A 21,009-nucleotide genomic window follows, 5' to 3' on the forward strand; every position below is an offset into this window, starting at 1 on the left:
CGTGAACGATCAGCAATCCCAGCCCACCAGCGGTGAAACCATAACTTCTGGCGCGGGGCCGACCGTTCCGGAGATGACCGCGGCGGGCGAGCCGGTAGTGGCTGCGGCAGAGGTCGAGGCAGCAAAACTGGCGCCCGAGCAGGAAGAGACTTCGCCGAAGCCTGACGCGCCCAAGGTCGAGGCCGCGAAGATGGAAGCACCGAAGGTCGAGGCGCCCAAAGCTGAAGTGCCTAAGGCTGAAGCTCCGAAGATCGATACCGTGAAGCCGGAGGCGCCGCGCTTTCCTGGCAATATCATGATCATGTCGCCCGGCGAGCGCGTCGGCACTGAAGCGAAGGCTGCGCCCGCCGAGGCAGCGACGGGCAAGCGCAGGATCGGCGCCATGGCCGCGGTGGTGGCGCTGGCGGCGGTAGCGGGTGCGCTGGGCGGCACGCTCGCGACCGCTGGCATCGGCAAGCTGATGGCAGAAGAGCCGGCCGCCCAGGCATCAGTGAAGGACAGCGTGCTCGAAGCCGCGGTAGCGCGGATCGACGCCGACATCACGGCGCTGAAGGCCAGCCTCGAACACACCGCCAAGACCGGCGTGACCCAGTTCAACAAGACCAATGACCGTCTCGACAAGGTCGAGAAGGCGCAGGCCGAACCGGCTGCAAAACTCGCCAAGCTCAGCGAGGCCGTCGACAAGCTCCGCGCCGCCCAGGCGTCGGTGACAACCGCTGCCGCCGCGCCGGCTTCCGCGAAGGAGAAGGACGTGACCGGCACGATACCGCAACAGGCCGCTGCGGTACCCGCGCCCGCCCCTGCGGCGCCGCCCAAGCCCGAGGTTGCCCGGCTGCCCACCGTTGAAGGTTGGGTGCTGCGCGACGTCGGCAACGGCAGCGCGCTGATCGAGAGCCGCCGCGGCATTTATGAGGTCTATGCCGGCGATCCCGTGCCGGGGCTTGGCCGCGTCGACGCCATTCGCAAGCAGGATGGCCGTTGGGTCGTCGTAACCAGCCGGGGCCTGATCGTCGCGCGCTGACCGGACGACAAACCATTAGAAGGCGCTTCACGGCGACGTGAAGCGCCTTTTTTCTTGAATAGACCTCTTTGCGCGGTGTTAGTTGAGGCATGGGCTGCGCGTCACGATTTTTAGCCATCCTGCTTGTTCTGCTGTGCGGCGCGTCGTCGGTGCACGCGGCACAGGATGTGGCGCTTGAGCGCGGCGCTGCCATCACCGATCCTGCGACGCTGCGCGCACTCGATAGTGGAAAGTTGCGCCTCGATCGCATGCTATTTTCGGAGCGATTGGCGGACAGTTCGCTCGCGAACAGCGAATTGTTCGCCATGCCGTCAATGGTGCCAATCCGCCAGGCGATCGATGGCGAGTTCGATCGCTATGTCGCGCGACACAAAGCGAGCCTGCCGAATGAGACGATCGGCGTCGGCGATGGCTTTGACTTCCAGTTGTTCGAGCGCGCGCTGCTCCACTCAACAGACACGCGGTTCGTGCTGGCCGGCATTGTCAATCGCATGGACCGTATTTACGCCGCGGAAGCAAGCTGCGGCGAGATCCGCCTGATCTACCGCCTGACGCGGATCAACAAGGCGGCCAGCAACGACGCCTCGCCGCGGCTGCCGATGACGCTGAACCTCGTGGTAAAGGCGAAGGGCGAAGGGACCGCGATCACCTGCTCCGAAATTGCCGCCCGCTGGCTCGCCGTGTCACCCGGAGGCGCCGTGTCGGCGAGCAGTGGCCCGCTCGACCTGATCAGCGCCGAGAACATCGACCGCATCGAGACCAATCTCCAGATTGCGCATGCGCCGAAATCCACGGTGCGCGATTTCCGCACTGACTATCTGTTGAAGGTGTTTCGCTACGATCGGAACGCGCGCGCGTTCGCGGAAGCGCCGATGGAAAACCAGATCGATCGCGCGCGTCTTCTGGCGGATGATGGCCTCAAGCGCGAGTTCAGGGCGTGGTTGCTTGATCCCGTCAATCTCGCCGCGTTCGATCGTGGCACCGTGCTGATCCCGGAAAAATTCCTTGCGAGCGGCGCGATTGCGCCGACGCCGGTAGGGTTCGATCCGTCAGACCTGGAGCCTGAATTCGGACTGGTGCAAGGCGAGGGTGCTGTGTTCAGCGAGGCCGATGTCGTGGCAGCGCTGAGGAAGGCGACCGAAGGTGGCCTGAAGCTGCAGAACATCCGCTCGCTGGCGGGGTTCGAACGACGCCTCAACGACGTGACCTGCTCCGGCTGCCACCAGACGCGCGGCATCGGCGGCTTTCATTTCCCAGGCGTGGACTGGATGGCAGACAAGCCGTCGAACACGGCCGTCGTGCCGGCCTCGCCGCAGTTCTTCGGCGACCAGGCTCGCCGCCGCGATATTCTCGCAAGCCTGCGCGACGGCAAGCCGCCGGATTACTCGCGCGGCTTCGCCAGCCGTCCACAGCTGCGCGGCAGCACCGAACTCGCCGGCACCAACTACTACGATGGCTGGGGCGCGCATTGCTATGTGCAGGGCAAGCCGGCCGCCAACAACGACCCAAGCTTTCGCGACTGGACCTGCGCCGAAGGCCTGAGCTGCCAGGCCGCCGGCAAGACTTCGCGCATCGGCATGTGCTTCGTCAAAAGCCGCTAACGGTCACTTGGCGTAGTGCGTCAGGCGCTTGCCGGGCAGCAGGTCGTAGGCCGATTTCCAGCCCGGCAATTGCGCCATGCGCTTAAGCCACGCACTGATCGCTGGATGGGTCGCCGCCAGATCGTAGCCGGTCTCGTCGGCGGGATAATGCAGATAAGCCATCATCGAGATATCAGCCACCGTCGGCCGTTCGCCGATCGCGAATGCATTCTTCTGCATGTGCTGCTCGAGGATGGACAGGAAATCGTCGAGACGCCGGCGGAAATGCTTCAGTACGTGCTCGTCTGGCGACGGCGTGAACGTTCGGTAATAGCGGTAGGTGGCCATGTACCCGGTGAGCTTGTGGTTGTCCCAGAACAGCCAGCGCAGCAGCTCGAACTCTTCCTGTTCGGTCTCGCCGCCGAACCGGCCGAACTGCCGTGCGAGCTTGAGCAGGATCGGGGCGGTCTGCGTGAGGCGTTCGCCGTCGACCTCCAGCACCGGAATTTCGCCCATCTCGTTGACGTCGCGCCGCCATTCCGCCGTCCGCGTCACGCCGCCGCCGAAATCGGTCCAAACTCCTTCGAAGTTCTGCCCGCACAGCGTGAGCATCAGCGCGAGCTTGTAGCTGTTTCCGGATTCCGGAAAGTAATGCAGGCGATAGCTGGGCATGGTTTATTGCCTCACGCCACTGCGCCGCACGCGCGCAACCTGCCGATCGCGGCATCGTCATAGCCGGCGCCGCGCAGAATTTCGTCGCTGTGCTCGCCGATGGCGGGTGGCTTGCGTGGCTGGACTTTCTTGCTGCCGTCCACCCAGATCGGGCTGTTAATCGTCAGCATGGTGTCGTTCTCGAACGGCACCAGCACCTCGTTCTCGATCATCTGCTTGTCATTCGGAATATCGTCGAGGATGCCGACGACGCCGAACACCAGGCCGTTGCCATCGAGGATCTTGCGCCATTCGGCGAGGTCCTTGGTGGCAAAGACCTCATCGAAGATCTTGATCAGCTCGACCGAGCGCGCGTGGCGGTCCTTCTTCGCCTCAAATCGGGGATCGATGATGAGATCCTCGCGGCCGAGGCAGCGCGCCAGCGTCGGCCACTGCCGGTCTTCGTTCAGCAGCGAGAGGATCAGCCAGCGGCCGTCCTTGCACTGGTAGTGATTGGTGACCGCATTCAACGCGCGCTCGCGCGGGCGGCGCTCGCCGAATTTCGCGCCGACCAGCTTGGCCTGCGCCAGCACCGAAGCCGCCCAGATGCCGTTCGCCATCAGGTTGGAGCTGACATGCGAGCCCTTACCGGTGCGCTCGCGCTTGTAAAGCGCGGTGACGATCGCGCCATAAAATGCCATCGCGCAGGGATGGTCGCCCATGCCGGCGATCGACCGCGCGGGCGTGGTGTGTTCGTCCGCCCGCACTAGGTCCATCAGGCCCGAGCGCGCCCAATAGGCGTTGGAATCGAAGCCCGGTTTGTTGGCTTCCTCGCCCTTTTCGCCGTAACCTGTGAAGGAGGCGTAGATCAGTCGCTCATTTTGGGGCGCCAGATGGTCATGGGTAATGCCGAGCCGTTCGCGCACCTGCGGCGGATAGTTGGTAATGAAGATGTCGGCTTGCGCCGCCAACCGATGCAGCACCGCCTGGCCTTCGGGCTTGGAGAGATCGAGCGCAAGGCTCCTCTTGTTGCGGGCTTCCAGCATCCACGCAAAGTTATGCTCGCTATGCGGGTAGCCAGGCAGGTTCGGCAGATTGCGATAGGGATCGCCGGCGCCAGGCGGCTCGATCTTGATCACGTCGGCGCCGAAATCGGAGAGCACGGTGGCGGCCGCAGGTGCAGCGATGAAGCTCGCGCAATCCAGAACCTTGAGGCCTTCGAAAATACCCTTGTCCATCGTGGCGCCGCTCCGTGACGTTTCTCGCTCTTGTTGAATTATCGCTGTCCGCGATCAGGTTCAAACGTCATTTGGCCCATCTTGCAGGGTGATGCAACTATTCCCCGCCTGACATCAGCGCTGCATTTCCGCCGGCCGCCGCCGTATTGACTGTCACCGTCTGTTCGGTTGCAAAGCGTGCGAGGTAATGCGGTCCGCCAGCTTTGGGACCGGTGCCAGATAGCCCATGTCCGCCGAACGGCTGCACGCCGACGACCGCGCCGATCATGTTGCGGTTGACGTAGATATTGCCGACCTGGAGCTTTTCGATTGCATCCTCCACCGTGTCATCGATCCGGGAATGGATGCCGAGCGTCAGCCCGTACCCGGAACGCTCGACCGATTGCAGCACCTGTTCGAACCGGTCGGCGCGATAGCGCACCACATGCAGCACCGGGCCGAATACTTCCTCCGTGAGCTCGTCGGCAGCGGACAATTCGAAGATATGCGGCGCGACATAATTGCCTTGCGGCGCGTTACCCGCGAAGTGCAGCCGGGCTTCTTTCTTCATGCGCTCGATATGCGCATCCAGCCGCTGCTTGGCCTCGGCGTCGATCACCGGGCCGATATGGGTTGCCGGATCGGAGGGATCGCCGATGACGAGTTCGCGCGCTGCCCCCGCGATCGTCTCGATCATGCGCTCGGCGACGTCGTCCTGCAGGAACAATAGCCGCAGCGCGGAGCAACGCTGGCCGGCGGAGCGGAACGCCGACGTCACGACATCGTCGGAAACCTGCTCGGGCAGGGCGGTGGCATCGACGATCATCGCATTGATGCCGCCGGTCTCGGCGATCAGCGGTACGATCGGTCCATCCTTCGCGGCGAGCGTACGGTTGATCGTGCGCGCGACTTCGGTCGAGCCAGTGAAAACGACGCCGGCAATATCGGGGTGCGCCACCAGCACGCCCCCGATCCGGCCGTCGCCGGCGACCAAGTGCAGGGCTGACGTGGGCACACCGGCTTCATGCAGCAGCCGTACGGCTTCCGCCGCTATCAGCGGCGTCTGCTCGGCGGGCTTGGCCACGACAGCGTTGCCCGCCATCAATGCCGCGGTGACCTGACCGAGGAATATGGCCAGCGGAAAATTCCACGGCGAGATCGCGACGAAAACGCCGCGCCCGCGCAGGCGGAGCACATTGCTCTCGCCCGTCGGTCCCGGCATCGGCTCGGCTTCGCCGAACAACTCGCGGCCTCGCGCTGCGTAGTAACGGCAGAAGTCCACGGCCTCGCGGACTTCGGAGATCGCGTCGTCGAGCGTCTTGCCGCCCTCGCGTTGTAGCAGCGCGATGAAATGCGCCGCGCGCGCTTCCAACAGATCGGCGGCTTTCTCCAATGCGGCTGCACGCGTCTCGGCTGATGTCGCGGCCCAGTGCTTGAAGCCGGCGCGCGCGGCCTGCACCGCCGCATTGGCTTCGCTCTCGGAGGCGTCGGCGATGCTGCCCAGTGCAGGCAGTGATGCCGCGGCGATATCCGAGATGAGTTTTGCCAGCGCCGCGCGCTCGCCGAGTTCAATGCCGCGGGAATTTTTTCGTTTCGGCCCATAGAGATCGCGAGGCAACGGAATGTTCGGATGGTTGGCATTCTCGGCACTGCCGATGATATCGGCCGGCCGGCGCAGCAATTGCGAGACTGGTACCGCCTCGTCGGCGGCGAGCGCGACAAACGAGGAGTTCGCGCCGTTCTCCAGCAATCTCCGCACCAGATAGGCGAGCAGATCGCGGTGGCTGCCGACGGGCGCGTAGGTCCGATGGGCGATGTCGGGACGGTCTTCGCCGAGCTTTGCGTAGAGCGCTTCGCCCATGCCGTGCAGGCGCTGGAATTCGAATCCGCTTCTGTCGGTGGCCAGTTCGAGAATGGTCGCGACCGTCAGCGCGTTGTGAGTGGCGAATTGCGGAAATATCCTCGGCCGCAGCTCCAATAATTGCTGCGCGCAGGCGAGGTAGTTCAGATCGGTCATCGCCTTGCGGGTGAACACGGGATAGCCGTCGAGCCCACGTTCCTGCGCGCGCTTGATCTCGGTGTCCCAATAGGCGCCCTTGACCAGTCGCACCATCATTTTGCGATCGAGGCTGCGTGCGAGACCGTCGACGTAATCGATCACGTCGGAGGCGCGCTTCTGATAGGCCTGGATCGCCAGTCCAAACCCATCCCATCCCGCAAGTGACGAATCGCCGAATGCTGCCGCGATCACGTCGAGTGACAATTCCAACCGGTCCGCCTCCTCAGCGTCGACGGTGAAATTGAGGTCGTAGGATTTGGCTTGCCTTGCGAGATCGATCAGCCGCGGGACCAGTTCGTTCATCACCCGCGCGCGGCTCACGGCTTCGAAGCGCGGATGCAGCGCCGAAAGCTTGACCGAGATGCCGGGCCGGTCGGGCAGGGGATGATCGCCGGCGGTACGGCCGATTGCCTCGATCGCGCTTGAGTACGAATTGAAGTAGCGCGTGGCGTCATCGGCGGTGCGTGCGCCTTCGCCGAGCATGTCGAAGGAGTAGCGTTGATGGCGCGAGGAATGTGGCTGCGCGCGCGACAGCGCCGCTTCGATGGTCTCGCCGAGGACGAAGTGGTTGCCCATCAGCCGCATTGCCTGGCGCGTCGCTGCCCGCACCGCCGGAGCGCCAAGCCGCTTGGTCAGCCGACCGATGGTTCCCTGCGGCGTCTCGCCGGGCTGGATCACCCGGGCCGACATGCCGAGCGCCCAGGCCGAGGCATTGACGAGGAAGGCGCTCGACTTCGTTTCATGGTGGACGAAGTCGCCCTGGGCGAGCTTGTCTTCGATGAACTGGTCGGCCGTGCGCGCGTCCGGAACCCGCAGCAGCGCTTCCGCCAGCACCATCAGCGCCAGCCCCTCCTTGGTCGACAGCGCGAACTCGCGCAGCATGTCCTCGACCCCGCCGAGCGGATCGTCGTTGGCTCTGATCGCCTCGATCAGCCGCGTCGCCGTGCGGTCAATCCGTCTCTCCTGCGCCGCATCCAGCCGCGTGGCCCGGAGCAGGCGGGCGGCCATGGCACGATCATCGGGCGCGTAGGGCGCGCTGAAGGGCGGAAGGGACGCGGAGGGAATCGGCATGGGATTCTCTTGGTTTTGGCCAGCTTACCGGGGTCGGGACGGCCGGAACAGGCCGCAAATCCGCCCTGTTGTCCAAGCGGAAGGCTCGGTCGTCAGTGCTGAGATGCGTCGACTGGCGCACCAAGAGCACAGCGGACGAATTTTGCGAGGCACGGCCCACGGATCGCCGGCTTCCCGGTTGGCAGCACGGATGCGCCGCGCTAATCGTCAGGCACGCCGTCGTTGGGAACTCGCAGGGATGATGAGAGACACCGCTCTGCCGATACGGGGAAGCCGCGCGCGGAACAACTTCGCGGCTGTGCTTGGCGTGCTACTTGCCGGGATCGCGAGCGCGCCGCCGGCGATGGCCGCCGGGCTGAGCCCTGCGCTCAGCTATCTCTACGAGTCGGTGTCGATCTATCCGCCGACGGCCAAATCGATGACGGTGTGCTACGGCTTCGTCTGCCGACGCCGCGAGGTTCTCGAATTCACCGACGCCGACCGCAAGACGCTGACGCAGATCATGCAGGCGGGGCGTGCGTCAGCCGCGGCTGAGCGTGCTGCCGTACAGAAGGTGGTGATGTGGTTCGACCGCCGCATGGGGCCGATCCTCGGCACCGACAAGCGCGTGGCGAAGGCGGATTTCCGCTACTTCGACGACAAGCACAACTACGATTGCTGGGACACGACGCGCAACACCACCAGCCTGTTGCTGGTGCTGCGGGAGTGGGGCTTGTTAAAACATCACGCGATCGGCGATCCTCGCTATCGCGGCAACACGCTGGTGCTACAGACGCCGCACAACACCGCGGTGCTGGTCGATCGTGCCACCAAGGTCGAATGGGTCGTCGATCTCTGGCCGCGTGGCTATCTGCAGCCGCCGGACGTAATGACGGTTCAGCAATGGGTTACGGAAGATTGAGCGGCCGGTTTCGCGCAACGATCTAGCCATCGCACGCGCGGAAGCGGTGCTCGCTCCGCCGAACGCTCACAGTTTTTCGGTAGTTTCTTTAGCCTACTCCCGGACCTGAATCCGAGAGCGTGCCGTTGCCGATGGCGCTTGCGCGCTAAACCTTGAGGTTCTCGGCCGAAGTCTTGCCGCGATTGGCAATCTCTTCGTACTCGACGGTCTGCCCTTCATTGAGCGTCGAAAGTCCAGCTTTCTCAACTGCCGAAATATGAACGAATACGTCCTTGCCGCCCGTCGAGGGCTGGATAAATCCGTAGCCCTTGGTTGGATTGAACCACTTCACCGTACCTTTAGCCATTCACGTCGTCTCCGCGGAATCAACAAAATAAGCGAGCCGCCGGTCCCCGCACTAACCGGCATGCCCGTTCATCAAGGATACGCGCCTTGAGGCAGGCTGGATAGCGCAAACGGACCGGCCGTTTCGGCGGAAAAGCCCCCATTCGCGGCCGATTTTCGCCGTTTTGCCGGTTTCGCCTCTCTCGCGCGGCCGAACAGCGGCAATTGTCGATTGGCCTGACCTGCTGCGCGCCGACGTCATTCTTGGGCTTGGCGCGAGCAGGGCGAGATGCCATCGCGAACGGAAAACCCCGGCCGCGCGAGCGACCAGGGCTCCTGCACCGAATGAACGCTGCGCCTTGATCAGTAGCAGATGTTCACGGTGCGCCAGCGGAAGCCGTAGGGCGTCAGCACGCGCCGCGTCACGTAGCAGCCATGGTAGCCACCGCCGACGAAGCCGATGCTGAAGCCGTGGCCATGGCCCCAGTGGTGATGGTGATGATGATGCGGGAATTTCGGCCAGATCACCGGGCCGGCCGAGGCGGAGGTGGAGGCCAGCGAAACGGCGGTCAGTGAAGCGGCGGCCGCAAGCGCGAGAGTCACTTTGCGAAACATGGTCGTTCTCCTTAATCGTGCGCGTTCGACTTTTTGTCTTGGCGCGGGTTCAAGTTTCAGTCTTACCCATCGCCAATCAGTCGCGTGCTCGGAAAGGCGGGTTCGAGGAATCCGCGCCGCGTTCGCCGACAATTTTCTGAACGACTGTTCAGATGTGAAAAACATCACAGAGGCTCTGAACCGCTATAATTGCAACGGTTTCAGGCAGCCGCGCTTTGCTCGCCGTTAACCAACATCGTCAGCGTGCGTGCGTCGTCTACGGTGCGCACGATCATCGGTTCGTTGCGGCCGCGAATGGCGACTTCCTGGGCCGGCAACGCATCTTCGGCAATTCCCGCGGTCGCGCGAACTTCGTCCGATACGACGAGCTCGCATGCAAGGCTCTTCGTCATATCCTGCAATCGCGCCGCGACATTGACGGGATCGCCAAGCGCGGTGAACACCATGTGGTCGCGATAGCCGATATCGCCGACGATGACTTCGCCGCCATTGATGCCGATGCCGAAGCGGATCGGCTCGCGCAGATCATGTTCGAGAAATTTGTTCAGCGCGTCGACATTGAAGGCGATTCGCGCCGCCGCGCGCATCGCCTGGCGGCATGCTTCCCGCCGGCTGGTCGACAGCCCGAACAGCGCCAGCATGCCATCGCCGACGAACTGGTTCGGCATGCCGCCGCTCTCGAGCACCGCCTGCGATACCGCGCCGAGGAAACGGTTGACGATGAAGACCGTGTCGAACGGCAGACGCTTTTCGGCCAGTTGGGTCGAGCCGCGCATGTCCACGAACAGGCTGACGAGATAGCGCTCCTGACCGACGCGGGTCGGGTGCGAGTCGTGGCCGTCGGCGGAGGTGTGCGGCAGAAAGAGCTGGAAGAACGAGAGGTCGGTTGGCGGCCGCAGCTGGCAGGCGAGGCGGATCGATGGATCCGAGGTGCCGACCCGGCCGAGCACGAACGCTTCGCGCTGCGAGGGTTTCGGCAGGTCGCTGCAGTCGCCGATGATGCGGATGCGGCAGGTCGAGCAGCGCGCGCGGCCGCCGCAGACGCTGGCGTGCGGCACGTTGTTGCGCAGGCTCGCCTCGAGCACGCTGAGGCCGCGGGGGACGCGCACGGTGCGGCCGTTGCCGTAGGAGAGGTTGATCATGCCGCGGCGGCGCTCATTGATGGCGCGGGCGCCGCGCGCCAGCAGCGCGATGCCGATCAGGCCGAAATAGCCGAACAGGAAGTAGTTCGTGATGCGCTCAAGCGTCTGCGCCTCTTCACGGGTACCGATCTGGCGCACCGTCTGGGTCTCCGCACGCCATTCGTCGCTGTCGAGATCGATGACCATGCGCCCGCTCTGATAGAAGCCCAGCATGGCGAGCGTCGGAATCAGCACCGCCGCGGCGAGCAGGAACGGCGCAGCGCGCTTGAAGAATGCGCGCATCCGCAGCCACAGATACAGGCCAATGCAGCCATGGACCCAGGCGATGGTCATCACCGCGAGCATCATCCAGATCCGCCATGGCTGCCAGATCCAGTACAGGAACAGGATCTGCGGATAGAGCTTCTCGTGTCCGTAAAGCGTCTGGCCGAGCCGCACGCCGATGACATGGGCGATGATCAGCATCGGTATGCTTAAGCCCAGCGCAAGCTGCAGCGGCTCGATCGCCTTCCAGCGGAATTGCCGGCGCTCATAGAGCGCCCAGATGCCGAGCGCGGTGTGCACCAGGCACGCGGCGTAGAACAGGATCGTGACAGGGAGGAATTGCCAGAACGCGGTGTGGAAATAGACGCCGCTCGCCAGCGCCTCCAGCGAAATGTTGCCGAGCGCATGGTTGAGGAAATGGCTGACCAGATAGGCGAACAGGATGACCCCGCTGACAAGGCGAACCTGCCGGAGGCTGATGCCGCGGAGGGAGGTCGTCACTTGTTCTCGCGACAGGGTGGCCATGCGATCCATGGGTCAATATTCGGCGATGGTAGCGTTTAATCTATCCAGTGAATACCATCTCCCGTCGTCCCTGCGAAAGCAGGGACCCATAGGCCGCGGCCTCTCAGTAGTGCTGTGGCCCATGTGCTTCTCCTCATCAAGATCGGTGGTTATGCGAGGGACGACGATCAAATTTTCTCGGCGGCGCGTTGACACATCAGGCGCGGTCGAGGAGAAAGCGCCGTGCCGATTACCCCGCCCCATAAGAGCCAAGCCATTTCCGCCACCCCGCCATGGCTTGCCGTGTTCCTGCTGGTCGCAGTGCTGACGGCGATGCGGCTGGTCTATGCCGGCGTGCTCGAGCTGCGCACCGATGAGGCCTACTACTGGACCTGGTCGAAGGAGAGCGTGCTCGCCTTTCTCGATCATCCGCCCGGTATCGCCTGGCTGATCCGATTTGGAACGGCGATCTTCGGCGACACCAATCTCGGCGTGCGGTTCGGCGGCATCGTCGCGATGCTGGTCACGCAGCTTCTGCTCGCCGATATCGTCCGGCGCGTGACGCACGATATGCGCGCCGTCATCTTCGCTGTGCTGCTGCCGGAGGCCGCGCTCTATTACGGGCTGTTGATGGCAAAGGTCGCGCCCGACACGGTGATGATCCCTTGTGCGGTCGCGATGCTGTGGGCCCTGGCGCGCCTCACCGAGAGCGGTAACCCGCGCTGGTGGCTTGCCGCCGGGCTGTTCGCAGGGCTGGCGCTGCTGTCGAAGTTCACTGCGATCATGCTGCTGCCGGCGGTGATCGCATTTGTATTGGTGCCGGACTGGCGGCGGCGCTGGCTGTTGAACCCATATCCCTGGCTGGCAGCGCTGATCGTGGTGGTGATGTTCCTGCCGGTCCTGATCTGGAACGCGCAGCACGATTGGGCCTCGTTCCGTTTCCAGTTCGTGCGCGCGGTCGCCACCCATCCGTTTTCGTTCCGCACCATCGGCGAATTCATCGGCATGCAGTTCGGCCTCGTCGGCTTCGTACTGCTGCCGGTGGTGCTGTCCGGCGTGACGCTGACCGCCTGGCGCGGCTATCGCACCCGCGAGCCGGTCGCGATCCTGTTGTCGAACGCCGTGCTGGTGCCGTTCCTCTATTTCCTCTGGAAGTCGCTGACGCTGCGCGTCGGCGACACCTGGCCGATGTTCCTGTGGCCCGCCGGCTTTGCCGCGACCGCCATCAACCTCGTCACGCTGCCGCGTGAGAATTTTCCGGAATGGATGGTCAGATCGACTTTCCGGTGGGCGAGGGTCGCCGTCATCTCCGGCATCGCCTTCGTGGTCGCCGTGTTCTTCTATTACATGGTCGCGCCCTGGAATCTGATCGGCAGGACCGATCCGATCGGCGGCGAGGCCGGCTATGAGCAGGTCGCGGCGCGCGCACGCGAGCAGTTGCAGAAGACAGGCGCGACCTGGATCGCGACATCGGATTATCGCACCTACGCGATGCTGCGCTGGTATTTTAGGGGCGGGGTGCCGGTGGTCCAGATCAACGAGCGCGGACGGTTTCAAGGCTTTGCCGATCCCGGCATGAAGCTGATCAAGGATCATCCCGGTCTCTACGTCGCGCGCGAGCCTGACCATCGCCTGCCGTTGTGGGATCTCACCACGGCGAAGCGGCAGCCGCTGGAGCGCGTCGAGCGCGTCTGGCGCGGCATGGTGATGGATACGTATGCGCTGGAGAAGCTCACCGGCTGGACGCCCGAACTCTCGCCGCCGCCGGATTCGCCCTTGTTCCGCTGGCGTGTGCTGGCGGCAGGTGAGGGGCGCAGCCACCTTTCCTGAAGTCGTCATCCCCCGCGCATCGGGGGATCCAGTACGCTGCGGTTTCTCGGTTTGATCACTGCTGTCTCCAGATTGTCGTTGCGAGCGCAGCGAAGCAATCCACGGCTCGACTCGGGGGAGATGGATTGCTTCGCTGTGCTCGCAATGACGGGCAGATAGCGACGAACATTCGATCGTCGTCCCCCGCGCAGGCGGGGGATCCAGTACGCCGCGGCTTCTCGGTTTAATCATTGCTGTCTCTGGAATTCTGGATCACCCGCCTTCGCGGGTGATGACGACTGAATATGAGGCCGCATTCTCGCGACGTCATTGCGCCCGAGGTTTGCTTGATAAACTCTCGCCCTCATCGAAATCAGAGGGCGCAGGGAAGACCGGGTGCTGGCTGCACCCGCGGTCTCGTGTGCTGATTGCGCAAAAGGAAACGCACACGAGCATACAGGTACAGCGGAAACACTCCGGCCTTCCCTGCGCAATGGCTTTACGGCTTATAACGTGCTCTTCCCGGCGAACGGCTTTTTTGCCACCGTCGCCCCGGAGAAGCTTCGCTTCTCTTGGGACTTAATGTCAGCACCGCGACATCAGAACCACACGACTTCGCCGTACGCATCCGGCACGTACGTCTAGCGCACCATCCGCGTCCATCGCATCTCACTGCGCGTTCGTGACGTTCGCGAGCGCCCCTCATCCGCGGTGAGACGGACGGAGTTATGCGACTGATTTGGTGAAAACGGAAGCGGAATATTTTTGATTTCCGGGGCTTGACATGATTTCTGAAAATCAGAAGTGATTTGCCTGCCATGCCAGTTTGTAGGCCGCTGCATGAAGTTGCGCTTGCGCACAAAGCAAATCGGTTCGCGGTCCGCTCCGCCTTGGCTGCGATGTTCTTCACCCTCCCTCTCCAGGGGAGGGTAATAGCCACGCTTCGCTTTGCCCAGCCTACGTAAGCTCACGCCTCATCATCCCGCTTGCTCAGCAATTCCTTCGCGAGATCCGAGAGCGCAGGCCGCGGCAATGCCGTGAACGGCAGGGGGCGCGTGACGTCGATCGCGGCAAGTCCTAACCGTGCCGTGAGTAGGCCGTTGAGGACGCCTTCGCCGAGCCGCTGCGATAGCCGTGCAGCGATGCCGTGGCCGAGCATCTGCTGCACCAGGCTGTCGCCGACCGCAATGCCGCCGGTGATGGCGAGGTGGCTGATGACGTGACGCAGCAGGGTGATCATGCCGAGCGTGCCGGGCCGGCCGCCATAGAGCCGCGCCAGTTGCCGGATCAAACGCATGGCGGCGACGAACACGAACAGCACATCGATCAGCGCACGCGGGCTGACGGCAGTTACCACCGAGACGCGTTGCGCGGCCATGGAGACCAGCCGGCGCGCTTCCTCGTCGAGCGGTGCCATCAATTCGCGCTCGGCGAGCTTGATCATGTCGGCGCCGTCGATGATGTCGTCGGCATGGCTCGCCAGCGTGGCGCGGGCGCGCGCCAGTTGCGGGTTCTGATGCGCGAGCTTGAGCAGGTCATTGACGACGGCGCGACTCTCGGCGCGGTCATCGCTTCGCAAAACTTCACTGGCGCGCTGGTGCAGTTTTTCGACCGCGGCCAGCCGCGCCAGCCCGAACGCTTCGCGCCCGATGACGACAGCCAGCGCAAGCCCCGCGGCAATCGCGAACGCCAGTGCGACATAGCCGAGCGTCTGGCTGCGCGCGAACAGGTCTTCGATCAGGTTGACGACGCCAAGCCCGGTGCCGAGCAGCACCAGCCCGCCGACCGCGGACCAGAATAGCGTGCCCCAGCGAAAGCGGCGGCACGCCGGGACAAGCGGCTTGTCGATCGGCACCGGCAGCGTAACAGGATCGGCTTCGGGCGTTATCTGTACGGTGCCACGGGCAGGACGGCCGCTTTCCTCGGGATCGATGACGACCACGTTGGGATCGCCGAGCTTGAACGTCGCCGGCCGCCGATGCGGCGTCTTCTCGCTCATTGCAGTCGGTCTCCGATCAGGAACTGAAGGGCGCGGTCGAGGCGGATGTGAGGCAGCGCGGGCTCTTCCTTGTCCGCACGCTCCAGCAGCGGCGGGCGGAAGCGCAGGAAGCGGAAGTCAGCCACCTCCGACGGCGTAGTGGAAAGCCCGCGAAAGCCGCCGTTGAACAGCGCCTCGGGATCGGTGGGCAGGTCGCCCGGAAAGGTCGCAACTTCCGTTTCGCCGTCGAATGTATCGCCATTGGTGGTCTCGCCGGGGGCTGGCGTGCCGAGGATCGAGGGCAGCTTCTCGCGCCCGCGCGCGACCGTCGCCTCGCGCGTGGCGCGCACGGCTGACAGCGCGACGACATCAATGGCGGCGCCCGCATATTCGGCGCGGTCGGCCGCCTTGGCGACGGCGCGGCGCAGCACGGCTTCCAGTCTATCGTGGCTGGAATGGTGCAGATGATCAGCCTTGGTGGCGGCAAACAGGATGCGATCGATCCGCGGACGAAACAGGGTGCTCAGGATCGTGCTGCGGCCGACGCGGAAGCAATCGAGAATGCCGGCAAGGGCTGCTTCGAGATCATGCAGCGCTGCCGGTCCGGCATTGAACGCCGCGAGCGCATCGACCAGCACGATCTGCCGGTCGAGGCGGGCAAAATGGTCGCGGAAGAACGGGCGCACCACGACATCCTTATAGGCCTCATAGCGTCGCCGCATCATCGCCCATAACGAACCATCCGGCGCCGTGCCGTCGACCGCGACTTCGAGCGGCGCGAAGGTCAGCGCCGGCGTATCGGCCAGACTTCCCGGCATCAGGAAGCGGCCAGGCGGCAGCAGGCTCATCGCAAATCGTTCGTCGCGACAGGCGCGCAGATAATCGGTGAACAGTTTTGCGGCGGCGAGCGTCGCCTGTTCATCCTCGCGTCCTTCAGGGGAGAGCGTTGCCAGATGCGCGTGCCAGGGCGCGGCCAGTTTCGCGCGCGGCCCCTCGCGCGAGAGCGCAAGGCTCTCGACCGACCATTGCTCAAAACTCTTGTTGAGCAGGGGCAGATCAAGCAGCCATTCGCCGGGATAGTCGACGATGTCGATGGTGAGCGTGCGGTCGGCGCCGTTCTGCCGCTGGTACTCGATGACGAGGCGCAATTCAGAGATGTCGGTGGTCGAGTTCGGCCAGCGCCGCTCCTCGATCAGGGTGCGAACATGGTTCTCATAGGCGAAGCGCGGCACGGCATCGTCCGGCTGCGGCGCGAGCCGGGCGCCCGCGATCCGGCCCGAGGCATAGGGCTCGAACACCGGAAATCTGCCGCCGCGGGTCAGGCCGTGGATCAGCGCCGTGATGAACACGGTCTTGCCGGCGCGTGACAGGCCGGTGACGCCGAGCCGCACGGTGGGATTGAAGAAGCTGTCGCCGTAATCCAGCAGCGCCCGCGCCGACAGGCGCGCTTCCTCGACGATATCTGAAAAACTGGGGGCCATGCGGGCGGGAAAGGCTCGATGCAGCGTGGGTTAAGCGATGTCAGCAAAGTGGCGATTGGCGGGCCAAAATCAAGCTGTCGTGATATCCGGACGACGGACCCACAAGATCATCCGGCCGTCACCGGCAGCACGAAAATGCCACGACGGCGGGGTACCTCGGTCAGCCGCTGGAGCCTATCATCTGGGCGGCACGTTGCGCCGACCGGTGGCGGGAGATGGCGGCCGTCAAGCCGGTCGGCCTTGAACGGTTCGTTGACCTCGGAAGACCCATGTCCTGATCGCTCATCCATTAGTTTCTGCGGGCCTGCATGACAATCTTTAGACTGAAACAACTCGCTACGACATCCATCCACGCGGCGGCCGACGCCATGCACTGGAACTACGACCGCGCCGAGCTGATTGCCGACGGCGTCGTACATATTATCGGTATCTGTTTTGGGCTTGTCGCCGCCACCGCGCTGATCGTCCTGACCGCGGTGTATGCCAGCCCGTTCGAAATTGCCGTGGTATCCATTTATGTCGCGGGCCTGCTCGCGATGCTGACCCTGTCGGCGATCTATAATCTCTGGCCGGTTTCGCGCGCCAAATGGGTGTTGCGCCGCTTCGATCATTCCGCGATCTATCTGTTGATCGCCGCCACCTATACTCCGTTCATCGTCGAGCTGAAGGACAGTTATCTCGCGATCGCGCTGCTGATCGGGGTGTGGTGCGTCGCGATCGGCGGCATCGTGCTGAAGCTGGCGTTGCCCGGGCGGTACGACCGTTTGGCGGTGGGACTCTATCTGGCGCTCGGCTGGAGCGGCGCAATGATTTACGATGCGGTGGTGAAGGCGGTGCCGCCGCTGGCGCTGGGCTTCGTGGTCGCGGGCGGCGTGCTCTATAGCCTCGGCGTGATCTTCCATGCCTGGCAGCGGCTGCGCTTCCAGAACGCGATCTGGCACGGCTTCGTCTTGCTCGGCGCCGCCTGCCATTATACGGCTATTCTCGACATGATGATCCTGACGTAGGATCACAATAAACGGGGAGAGCGGCCATGCAGGTGACGGGCAAAGTCGTGGTTGTCACCGGTGGCGCCAACGGCATCGGCAAGGCGATGTGCGAGGCCTTCCATCGTGCAGGCGCTGCCAAGGTCGCTGTCGCCGATATCGATCCCGATGGCGCGCGAGCCGTCGCTACTCCGATCGGAGGGGCGGCCTTCAAATGCGATGTCGGAAAGGAGAAGGACGTCCATCACGTCATCGAGGAGACTGAGCGTCAGTTCGGGCCGATCGACTTGTTCTGCTCCAATGCCGGCATCGGCGGCGGTTTCGATCCATTGTCGGTGAATGCCGGCGGAAACTCCGACGAACCGTGGCAGCGAAGCTGGGCCGTTCATGTCATGGCCCATGTCTATGCCGCGCGGCACCTGATCCCGCGCATGAAGGCGCGCGGCGGCGGCTATTTCCTCAACACGATCTCGGCGGCGGGTCTGTTGTCGCAGGTCGGCAGCCCGGCCTATTCGACCACCAAGCATGCCGCGGTCGGCTTTGCCGAGAATCTCGCGATTTCGCACAAGGCCGACAACATCCGCGTTTCGATCCTGTGCCCGCAGGGCGTCGACACCAACATGCTGCGCTCGATCCCGAAGGGCCCGCAATCCGGCGACGGCGACCTATCGCCGGAGCAGGTGGCGCAGGACGTGCTGAAAGGGCTGGAAGAAGAGACCTTCGTGATCCTGCCTCACCCGCAGGTGCTCAGCTACATGCGCAAGAAGACCGAGAATTACGACCGCTGGATCGCAGGCATGGCGAAGATCCAGGCCAGGATGCGCGAGGCCTACGGGAAGTGAGCTAAAGGAGAGCACGTGTCTCTCCCCCGTCATTGCGAGTGAAGCGAAGCAATCCATCTCTCCGCGTGAGGAAAGCATGGATTGCTTCGTCGCTTCGCTCCTCGCAATGACGGAGGAGAGAACTTCACATTACTACTCTGTCACTGGCACCTGTGCATCCGGCCATCGTCGAGGCGAACCATCGTACCGGGCTGGCAGATGATGCCGTTGCGCGCCGCATAGTCCTGGCTCCATACGCCCGGGCCGCCGTAATAGGCGTAGGAGTCGCTGCCGGTATAGTACGGACCGCTGCCGGCATAGGGGCCGCTACCGGCGTAGTAAGGCCGGCTGCCGGCGTAGGGGCCGCCGCCAGCGTAGTAGGGGCCGCTGCCGGCGTAGTACGCGGCGTTTGCTCCGGCTGCGACAGCACCGGCGCCTACTGCAGCCGCGCCGGCCGCAGCTCGCCGCGCCTGCCGCCGGGTGACAGCAGGAGGCGCTGGATCAACCGTCTGCGCCTGTGCGCGCTCAATCGACAGCGAAACACCTTTTTGTGCACTCCAGTCAAATGAGAGCGTGCCGGCGCACGCGAATACGGAAACCGCGAGGGCAGCTTTTGTCAGACTTGGCTGTTTCATGATACTCACTCCACGGTTGCCCCATGCTGAATTCTCGTGCGAACGTAGAACACGGTCAAGTAACGTTCCGCGGATGGAACTTGCAGCGAATTGTCGAGCGTTTGAATCAAAGCGGCTTCATGAGCTGGCGTGCCTTTCTATTCGGGAAAGCGTCACCAGTGCTTTCCTCGTAGCCCGGATGAGCGAAGCGATATCCGGGGCAAGCCTATCCGCAATGACGGGGAGAGAGCCTTGTCTCAACTCTTCTGCGAGTAGAGCAATGGCACCGCGGAATCTACGATCACCTCGACCAGGCTGGTGCCGTCATGCGACAGTCCCTGCTTCAGCGCGCTCGCGAGCTCGGATGATTTTGCCACCCGCACGGCGTGGCAGCCCATGCCTTCCGCGAGCTTGACGAAATCGATGCCGGGCAGCTCCAGCCCCGGCACGTTGCGCACCTGCATGACCTGGCTGAACGAGCGCATCGCGCCGTAGCCTGAATTGTTGATGACGACGACCGTGAGCGGCAGCTTGCGCTGCGCGGCGGTCCACAGCGCCTGGATCGAATACATCGCCGAGCCGTCGCCGATCAGGCAGACGGTGCGCGCGTTGCGCCGCCCGAGCGCCATGCCGACCGCGGCGGGCAGGCTGTAGCCGAGGCCGCCGCTCGCCATGGTGTAGAAACTGTCCTGGCCGCGCATCGGCATGAACTTTTGCATCGCTGGCCGGTGCGAGGGGACTTCCTCGACCAGCACGTCGTCCGGGCCCATCGCGGCCGACAGTGCGTGCAGCAGGAATTCGGCGGGGATCGGATCGGCGGCTTTTGGCGGCGGCGGCAGCGTGCGGCCCGCCGGCACGGCGCGCTTCGTCTCCGGCAACAGCTCGAGCAGCGTCGCGAGCGCCGGCTTCATGGTGGCGATGATGCTATTGCCGGCCGGCGTGATCGCCGCGGCGCTGGGATCGTCGGTGATCTGGATCAGCGTGGTCGCGCCGTCGAAGATCGCAGCGTGGCCTTCGACATGGAAGGTGAAGACCGGCGCGCCGATCACGATAACGAGGTCGTGTTCACGCAGCGCATCCGATAACTGTCCGGGCGAGGCGTGCAGGAAGCCGGCGAATTGCGGATGACGCTCGGGGAAGGAGCAGCGTGGCGAGAACGGGCTGGCCCAGACGGCGGCCCTGGCCTTCTCGGCGACCTCAACCATCAGCTTGACCGCGCGAGCGCGATCGACCGCGGGACCGACGACGAACGCCGGGCGCTTGCTCTCCGACAGCGCGGAGGCGAGCGCCTTCATTGCGGTGGGATCGGGCCCAAGCTCGCGGCTGATCTGCCGCGCCTCGATCGGCTGCGTCGGGCGGGTCCAGTCGTCGACCGGGACCGAGACGAAGGTCGGCCCGCAGGGCGGCTGCATCGCGACGTAATAGGCGCGCGCGATCGCCGCCGGCACGTCCTCAGGCCTTGCCGGCTCGACGCTGAATTTCACGTAAGGCTGCGGGAATTCGGTGGCGCGCTCGGAATAGAGGAAGGCCTGCAGCGGCATGATCGAGCGCGCCTGCTGGCCCGCGATGATCACCATCGGCGTCTGGTTGCGATAGGCGTTGAAGACATTGCCGAGCGCATGGCCGACGCCGGCCGCGGAATGTAAGTTGACGAAGCCGGCATTGCGCGTTGCCAGCGCATAGCCGTCGGCCATGCCGACCGCGGAAGCTTCCTGCAGGCCGAGCACATATTCGATGTCCTCCGGCCAGTCGCTCAAAAACGGCAATTCGGTCGAGCCGGGATTGCCGAACACCTTGTCGACGCCGAAGGCGCGGAGCAGGCCGAAGGTGGCGTCCTTGACGGTGAGGGTGGCGGCGGCGGATTTGGCTGGTTTGCGGGACGACATGGGACTCCCAGAGCTAGCTCCGTCATTCCGGGATGGTGCGTAGCACCAGACCCGGAATCTCGAAATTCCGGTTTCGATGCTTCGC

16 protein-coding genes are annotated in these 21,009 nt (G+C 64.1%); 6 read left to right on the plus strand and 10 right to left on the minus strand.

What is annotated here, in order from left to right; genetic code table 11:
- Position 1: 1 nt before the first annotated feature.
- Positions 2-1,021, plus strand: coding sequence for a hypothetical protein (locus tag J6524_RS30460; RefSeq protein ID WP_376712096.1), 1,020 nt, complete (start codon positions 2-4; stop codon positions 1,019-1,021).
- Positions 1,022-1,110: 89 nt separating this feature from the next.
- Complete coding sequence (locus J6524_RS30465) at positions 1,111-2,622, plus strand: hypothetical protein (RefSeq protein WP_225677576.1); 1,512 nt, start codon at positions 1,111-1,113, stop codon at positions 2,620-2,622.
- Positions 2,623-2,625: 3 nt separating this feature from the next.
- Here the strand turns inward: J6524_RS30465 and J6524_RS30470 are convergent, their stop codons facing one another.
- The 3 genes from J6524_RS30470 to putA form a co-directional block, all read right to left on the minus strand.
- Complete coding sequence (locus tag J6524_RS30470; RefSeq protein ID WP_225677577.1) at positions 2,626-3,273, minus strand: glutathione S-transferase family protein; 648 nt, start codon at positions 3,271-3,273, stop codon at positions 2,626-2,628.
- A gap of 11 nt (positions 3,274-3,284) precedes the next feature.
- A complete protein-coding gene (locus J6524_RS30475; RefSeq protein WP_225677578.1) occupies positions 3,285-4,490 on the minus strand; it encodes a CaiB/BaiF CoA transferase family protein in 1,206 nt (401 codons plus the stop codon).
- A gap of 97 nt (positions 4,491-4,587) precedes the next feature.
- Complete coding sequence (putA, locus tag J6524_RS30480; protein ID WP_225677579.1) at positions 4,588-7,599, minus strand: bifunctional proline dehydrogenase/L-glutamate gamma-semialdehyde dehydrogenase PutA; 3,012 nt, start codon at positions 7,597-7,599, stop codon at positions 4,588-4,590.
- Positions 7,600-7,840: 241 nt separating this feature from the next.
- Here putA and J6524_RS30485 point away from each other — a divergent pair, with 241 nt between their 5' ends.
- A complete protein-coding gene (locus J6524_RS30485; protein ID WP_376712097.1) occupies positions 7,841-8,500 on the plus strand; it encodes a hypothetical protein in 660 nt (219 codons plus the stop codon).
- A gap of 145 nt (positions 8,501-8,645) precedes the next feature.
- On the opposite strand, the gene J6524_RS30490 is transcribed toward J6524_RS30485, so the two are convergent.
- From J6524_RS30490 to J6524_RS30500, 3 genes are all read right to left on the minus strand, one after another.
- On the minus strand, positions 8,646-8,846 hold the full coding sequence (locus J6524_RS30490) for a cold-shock protein (protein WP_057836919.1): 201 nt from the start codon (positions 8,844-8,846) through the stop codon (positions 8,646-8,648).
- A 341-nt stretch (positions 8,847-9,187) separates the two neighbouring features.
- Positions 9,188-9,439: a hypothetical protein gene (locus J6524_RS30495; RefSeq protein ID WP_225677580.1), complete on the minus strand. Its 252-nt coding sequence runs from the start codon at positions 9,437-9,439 to the stop codon at positions 9,188-9,190.
- Between the two features lie 200 nt (positions 9,440-9,639).
- Positions 9,640-11,370 carry an adenylate/guanylate cyclase domain-containing protein gene (locus tag J6524_RS30500; RefSeq protein ID WP_225677635.1) on the minus strand — a complete coding sequence of 577 codons (1,731 nt, stop codon included), beginning with the start codon at positions 11,368-11,370 and terminating at the stop codon, positions 9,640-9,642.
- Between the two features lie 312 nt (positions 11,371-11,682).
- On the opposite strand from J6524_RS30500, the gene J6524_RS30505 reads away from it, so the two are divergent.
- A complete protein-coding gene (locus J6524_RS30505; RefSeq protein WP_225677637.1) occupies positions 11,683-13,179 on the plus strand; it encodes a glycosyltransferase family 39 protein in 1,497 nt (498 codons plus the stop codon).
- Positions 13,180-14,125: 946 nt separating this feature from the next.
- Here the strand turns inward: J6524_RS30505 and J6524_RS30510 are convergent.
- A complete protein-coding gene (locus tag J6524_RS30510; RefSeq protein ID WP_225677581.1) occupies positions 14,126-15,157 on the minus strand; it encodes a YcjF family protein in 1,032 nt (343 codons plus the stop codon).
- Positions 15,154-16,617, minus strand: a complete 1,464-nt coding sequence (locus tag J6524_RS30515; RefSeq protein WP_225677582.1) for a YcjX family GTP-binding protein — start codon at positions 16,615-16,617, stop codon at positions 15,154-15,156. Before J6524_RS30515 ends, J6524_RS30510 begins: the two co-directional genes overlap by 4 nt.
- Positions 16,618-16,925: 308 nt before the next feature.
- On the opposite strand from J6524_RS30515, the gene trhA reads away from it, so the two are divergent.
- Positions 16,926-17,624 carry a PAQR family membrane homeostasis protein TrhA gene (gene trhA, locus J6524_RS30520; protein WP_225677583.1) on the plus strand — a complete coding sequence of 233 codons (699 nt, stop codon included), beginning with the start codon at positions 16,926-16,928 and terminating at the stop codon, positions 17,622-17,624.
- Positions 17,625-17,650: 26 nt separating this feature from the next.
- Entirely contained in the window at positions 17,651-18,445 is a 795-nt protein-coding gene (locus tag J6524_RS30525; RefSeq protein WP_225677584.1) for an SDR family oxidoreductase, read from the plus strand.
- A 140-nt stretch (positions 18,446-18,585) separates the two neighbouring features.
- Here J6524_RS30525 and J6524_RS30530 read toward each other — a convergent pair whose 3' ends face one another.
- The gene (locus tag J6524_RS30530) at positions 18,586-19,059 is read right to left on the minus strand and encodes a hypothetical protein (protein ID WP_225677585.1); all 474 of its coding nucleotides are present in this window, start codon (positions 19,057-19,059) and stop codon (positions 18,586-18,588) included.
- 236 nt (positions 19,060-19,295) lie between these two features.
- Positions 19,296-20,924, minus strand: a complete 1,629-nt coding sequence (gene mdlC, locus J6524_RS30535; RefSeq protein ID WP_225677587.1) for a benzoylformate decarboxylase — start codon at positions 20,922-20,924, stop codon at positions 19,296-19,298.
- Positions 20,925-21,009 lie beyond the last annotated feature (85 nt).

The sequence above is a fragment of the Bradyrhizobium hereditatis genome, assembly GCF_020329435.1.
In the GTDB taxonomy this organism is placed as follows: Bacteria; Pseudomonadota; Alphaproteobacteria; order Rhizobiales; family Xanthobacteraceae; genus Bradyrhizobium; species Bradyrhizobium hereditatis.

Excerpts from the sequence above, each read along its gene's own strand:
- J6524_RS30465 (WP_225677576.1), top strand. The coding sequence starts at position 1,111 with ATGGGCTGCGCGTCACGATTTTTAGCCATCCTGCTTGTTCTGCTGTGC.
- J6524_RS30470 (WP_225677577.1), bottom strand. The coding sequence starts at position 3,273 with ATGCCCAGCTATCGCCTGCATTACTTTCCGGAATCCGGAAACAGCTAC.
- J6524_RS30475 (WP_225677578.1), bottom strand. The coding sequence starts at position 4,490 with ATGGACAAGGGTATTTTCGAAGGCCTCAAGGTTCTGGATTGCGCGAGC.
- putA (WP_225677579.1), bottom strand. The coding sequence starts at position 7,599 with ATGCCGATTCCCTCCGCGTCCCTTCCGCCCTTCAGCGCGCCCTACGCG.
- J6524_RS30485 (WP_376712097.1), top strand. The coding sequence starts at position 7,841 with ATGAGAGACACCGCTCTGCCGATACGGGGAAGCCGCGCGCGGAACAAC.
- J6524_RS30490 (WP_057836919.1), bottom strand. The coding sequence starts at position 8,846 with ATGGCTAAAGGTACGGTGAAGTGGTTCAATCCAACCAAGGGCTACGGA.
- J6524_RS30495 (WP_225677580.1), bottom strand. The coding sequence starts at position 9,439 with ATGTTTCGCAAAGTGACTCTCGCGCTTGCGGCCGCCGCTTCACTGACC.
- J6524_RS30500 (WP_225677635.1), bottom strand. The coding sequence starts at position 11,370 with ATGGCCACCCTGTCGCGAGAACAAGTGACGACCTCCCTCCGCGGCATC.
- J6524_RS30505 (WP_225677637.1), top strand. The coding sequence starts at position 11,683 with ATGCGGCTGGTCTATGCCGGCGTGCTCGAGCTGCGCACCGATGAGGCC.
- J6524_RS30510 (WP_225677581.1), bottom strand. The coding sequence starts at position 15,157 with ATGAGCGAGAAGACGCCGCATCGGCGGCCGGCGACGTTCAAGCTCGGC.
- J6524_RS30515 (WP_225677582.1), bottom strand. The coding sequence starts at position 16,617 with ATGGCCCCCAGTTTTTCAGATATCGTCGAGGAAGCGCGCCTGTCGGCG.
- trhA (WP_225677583.1), top strand. The coding sequence starts at position 16,926 with ATGACAATCTTTAGACTGAAACAACTCGCTACGACATCCATCCACGCG.
- J6524_RS30525 (WP_225677584.1), top strand. The coding sequence starts at position 17,651 with ATGCAGGTGACGGGCAAAGTCGTGGTTGTCACCGGTGGCGCCAACGGC.
- J6524_RS30530 (WP_225677585.1), bottom strand. The coding sequence starts at position 19,059 with ATGAAACAGCCAAGTCTGACAAAAGCTGCCCTCGCGGTTTCCGTATTC.
- mdlC (WP_225677587.1), bottom strand. The coding sequence starts at position 20,924 with ATGTCGTCCCGCAAACCAGCCAAATCCGCCGCCGCCACCCTCACCGTC.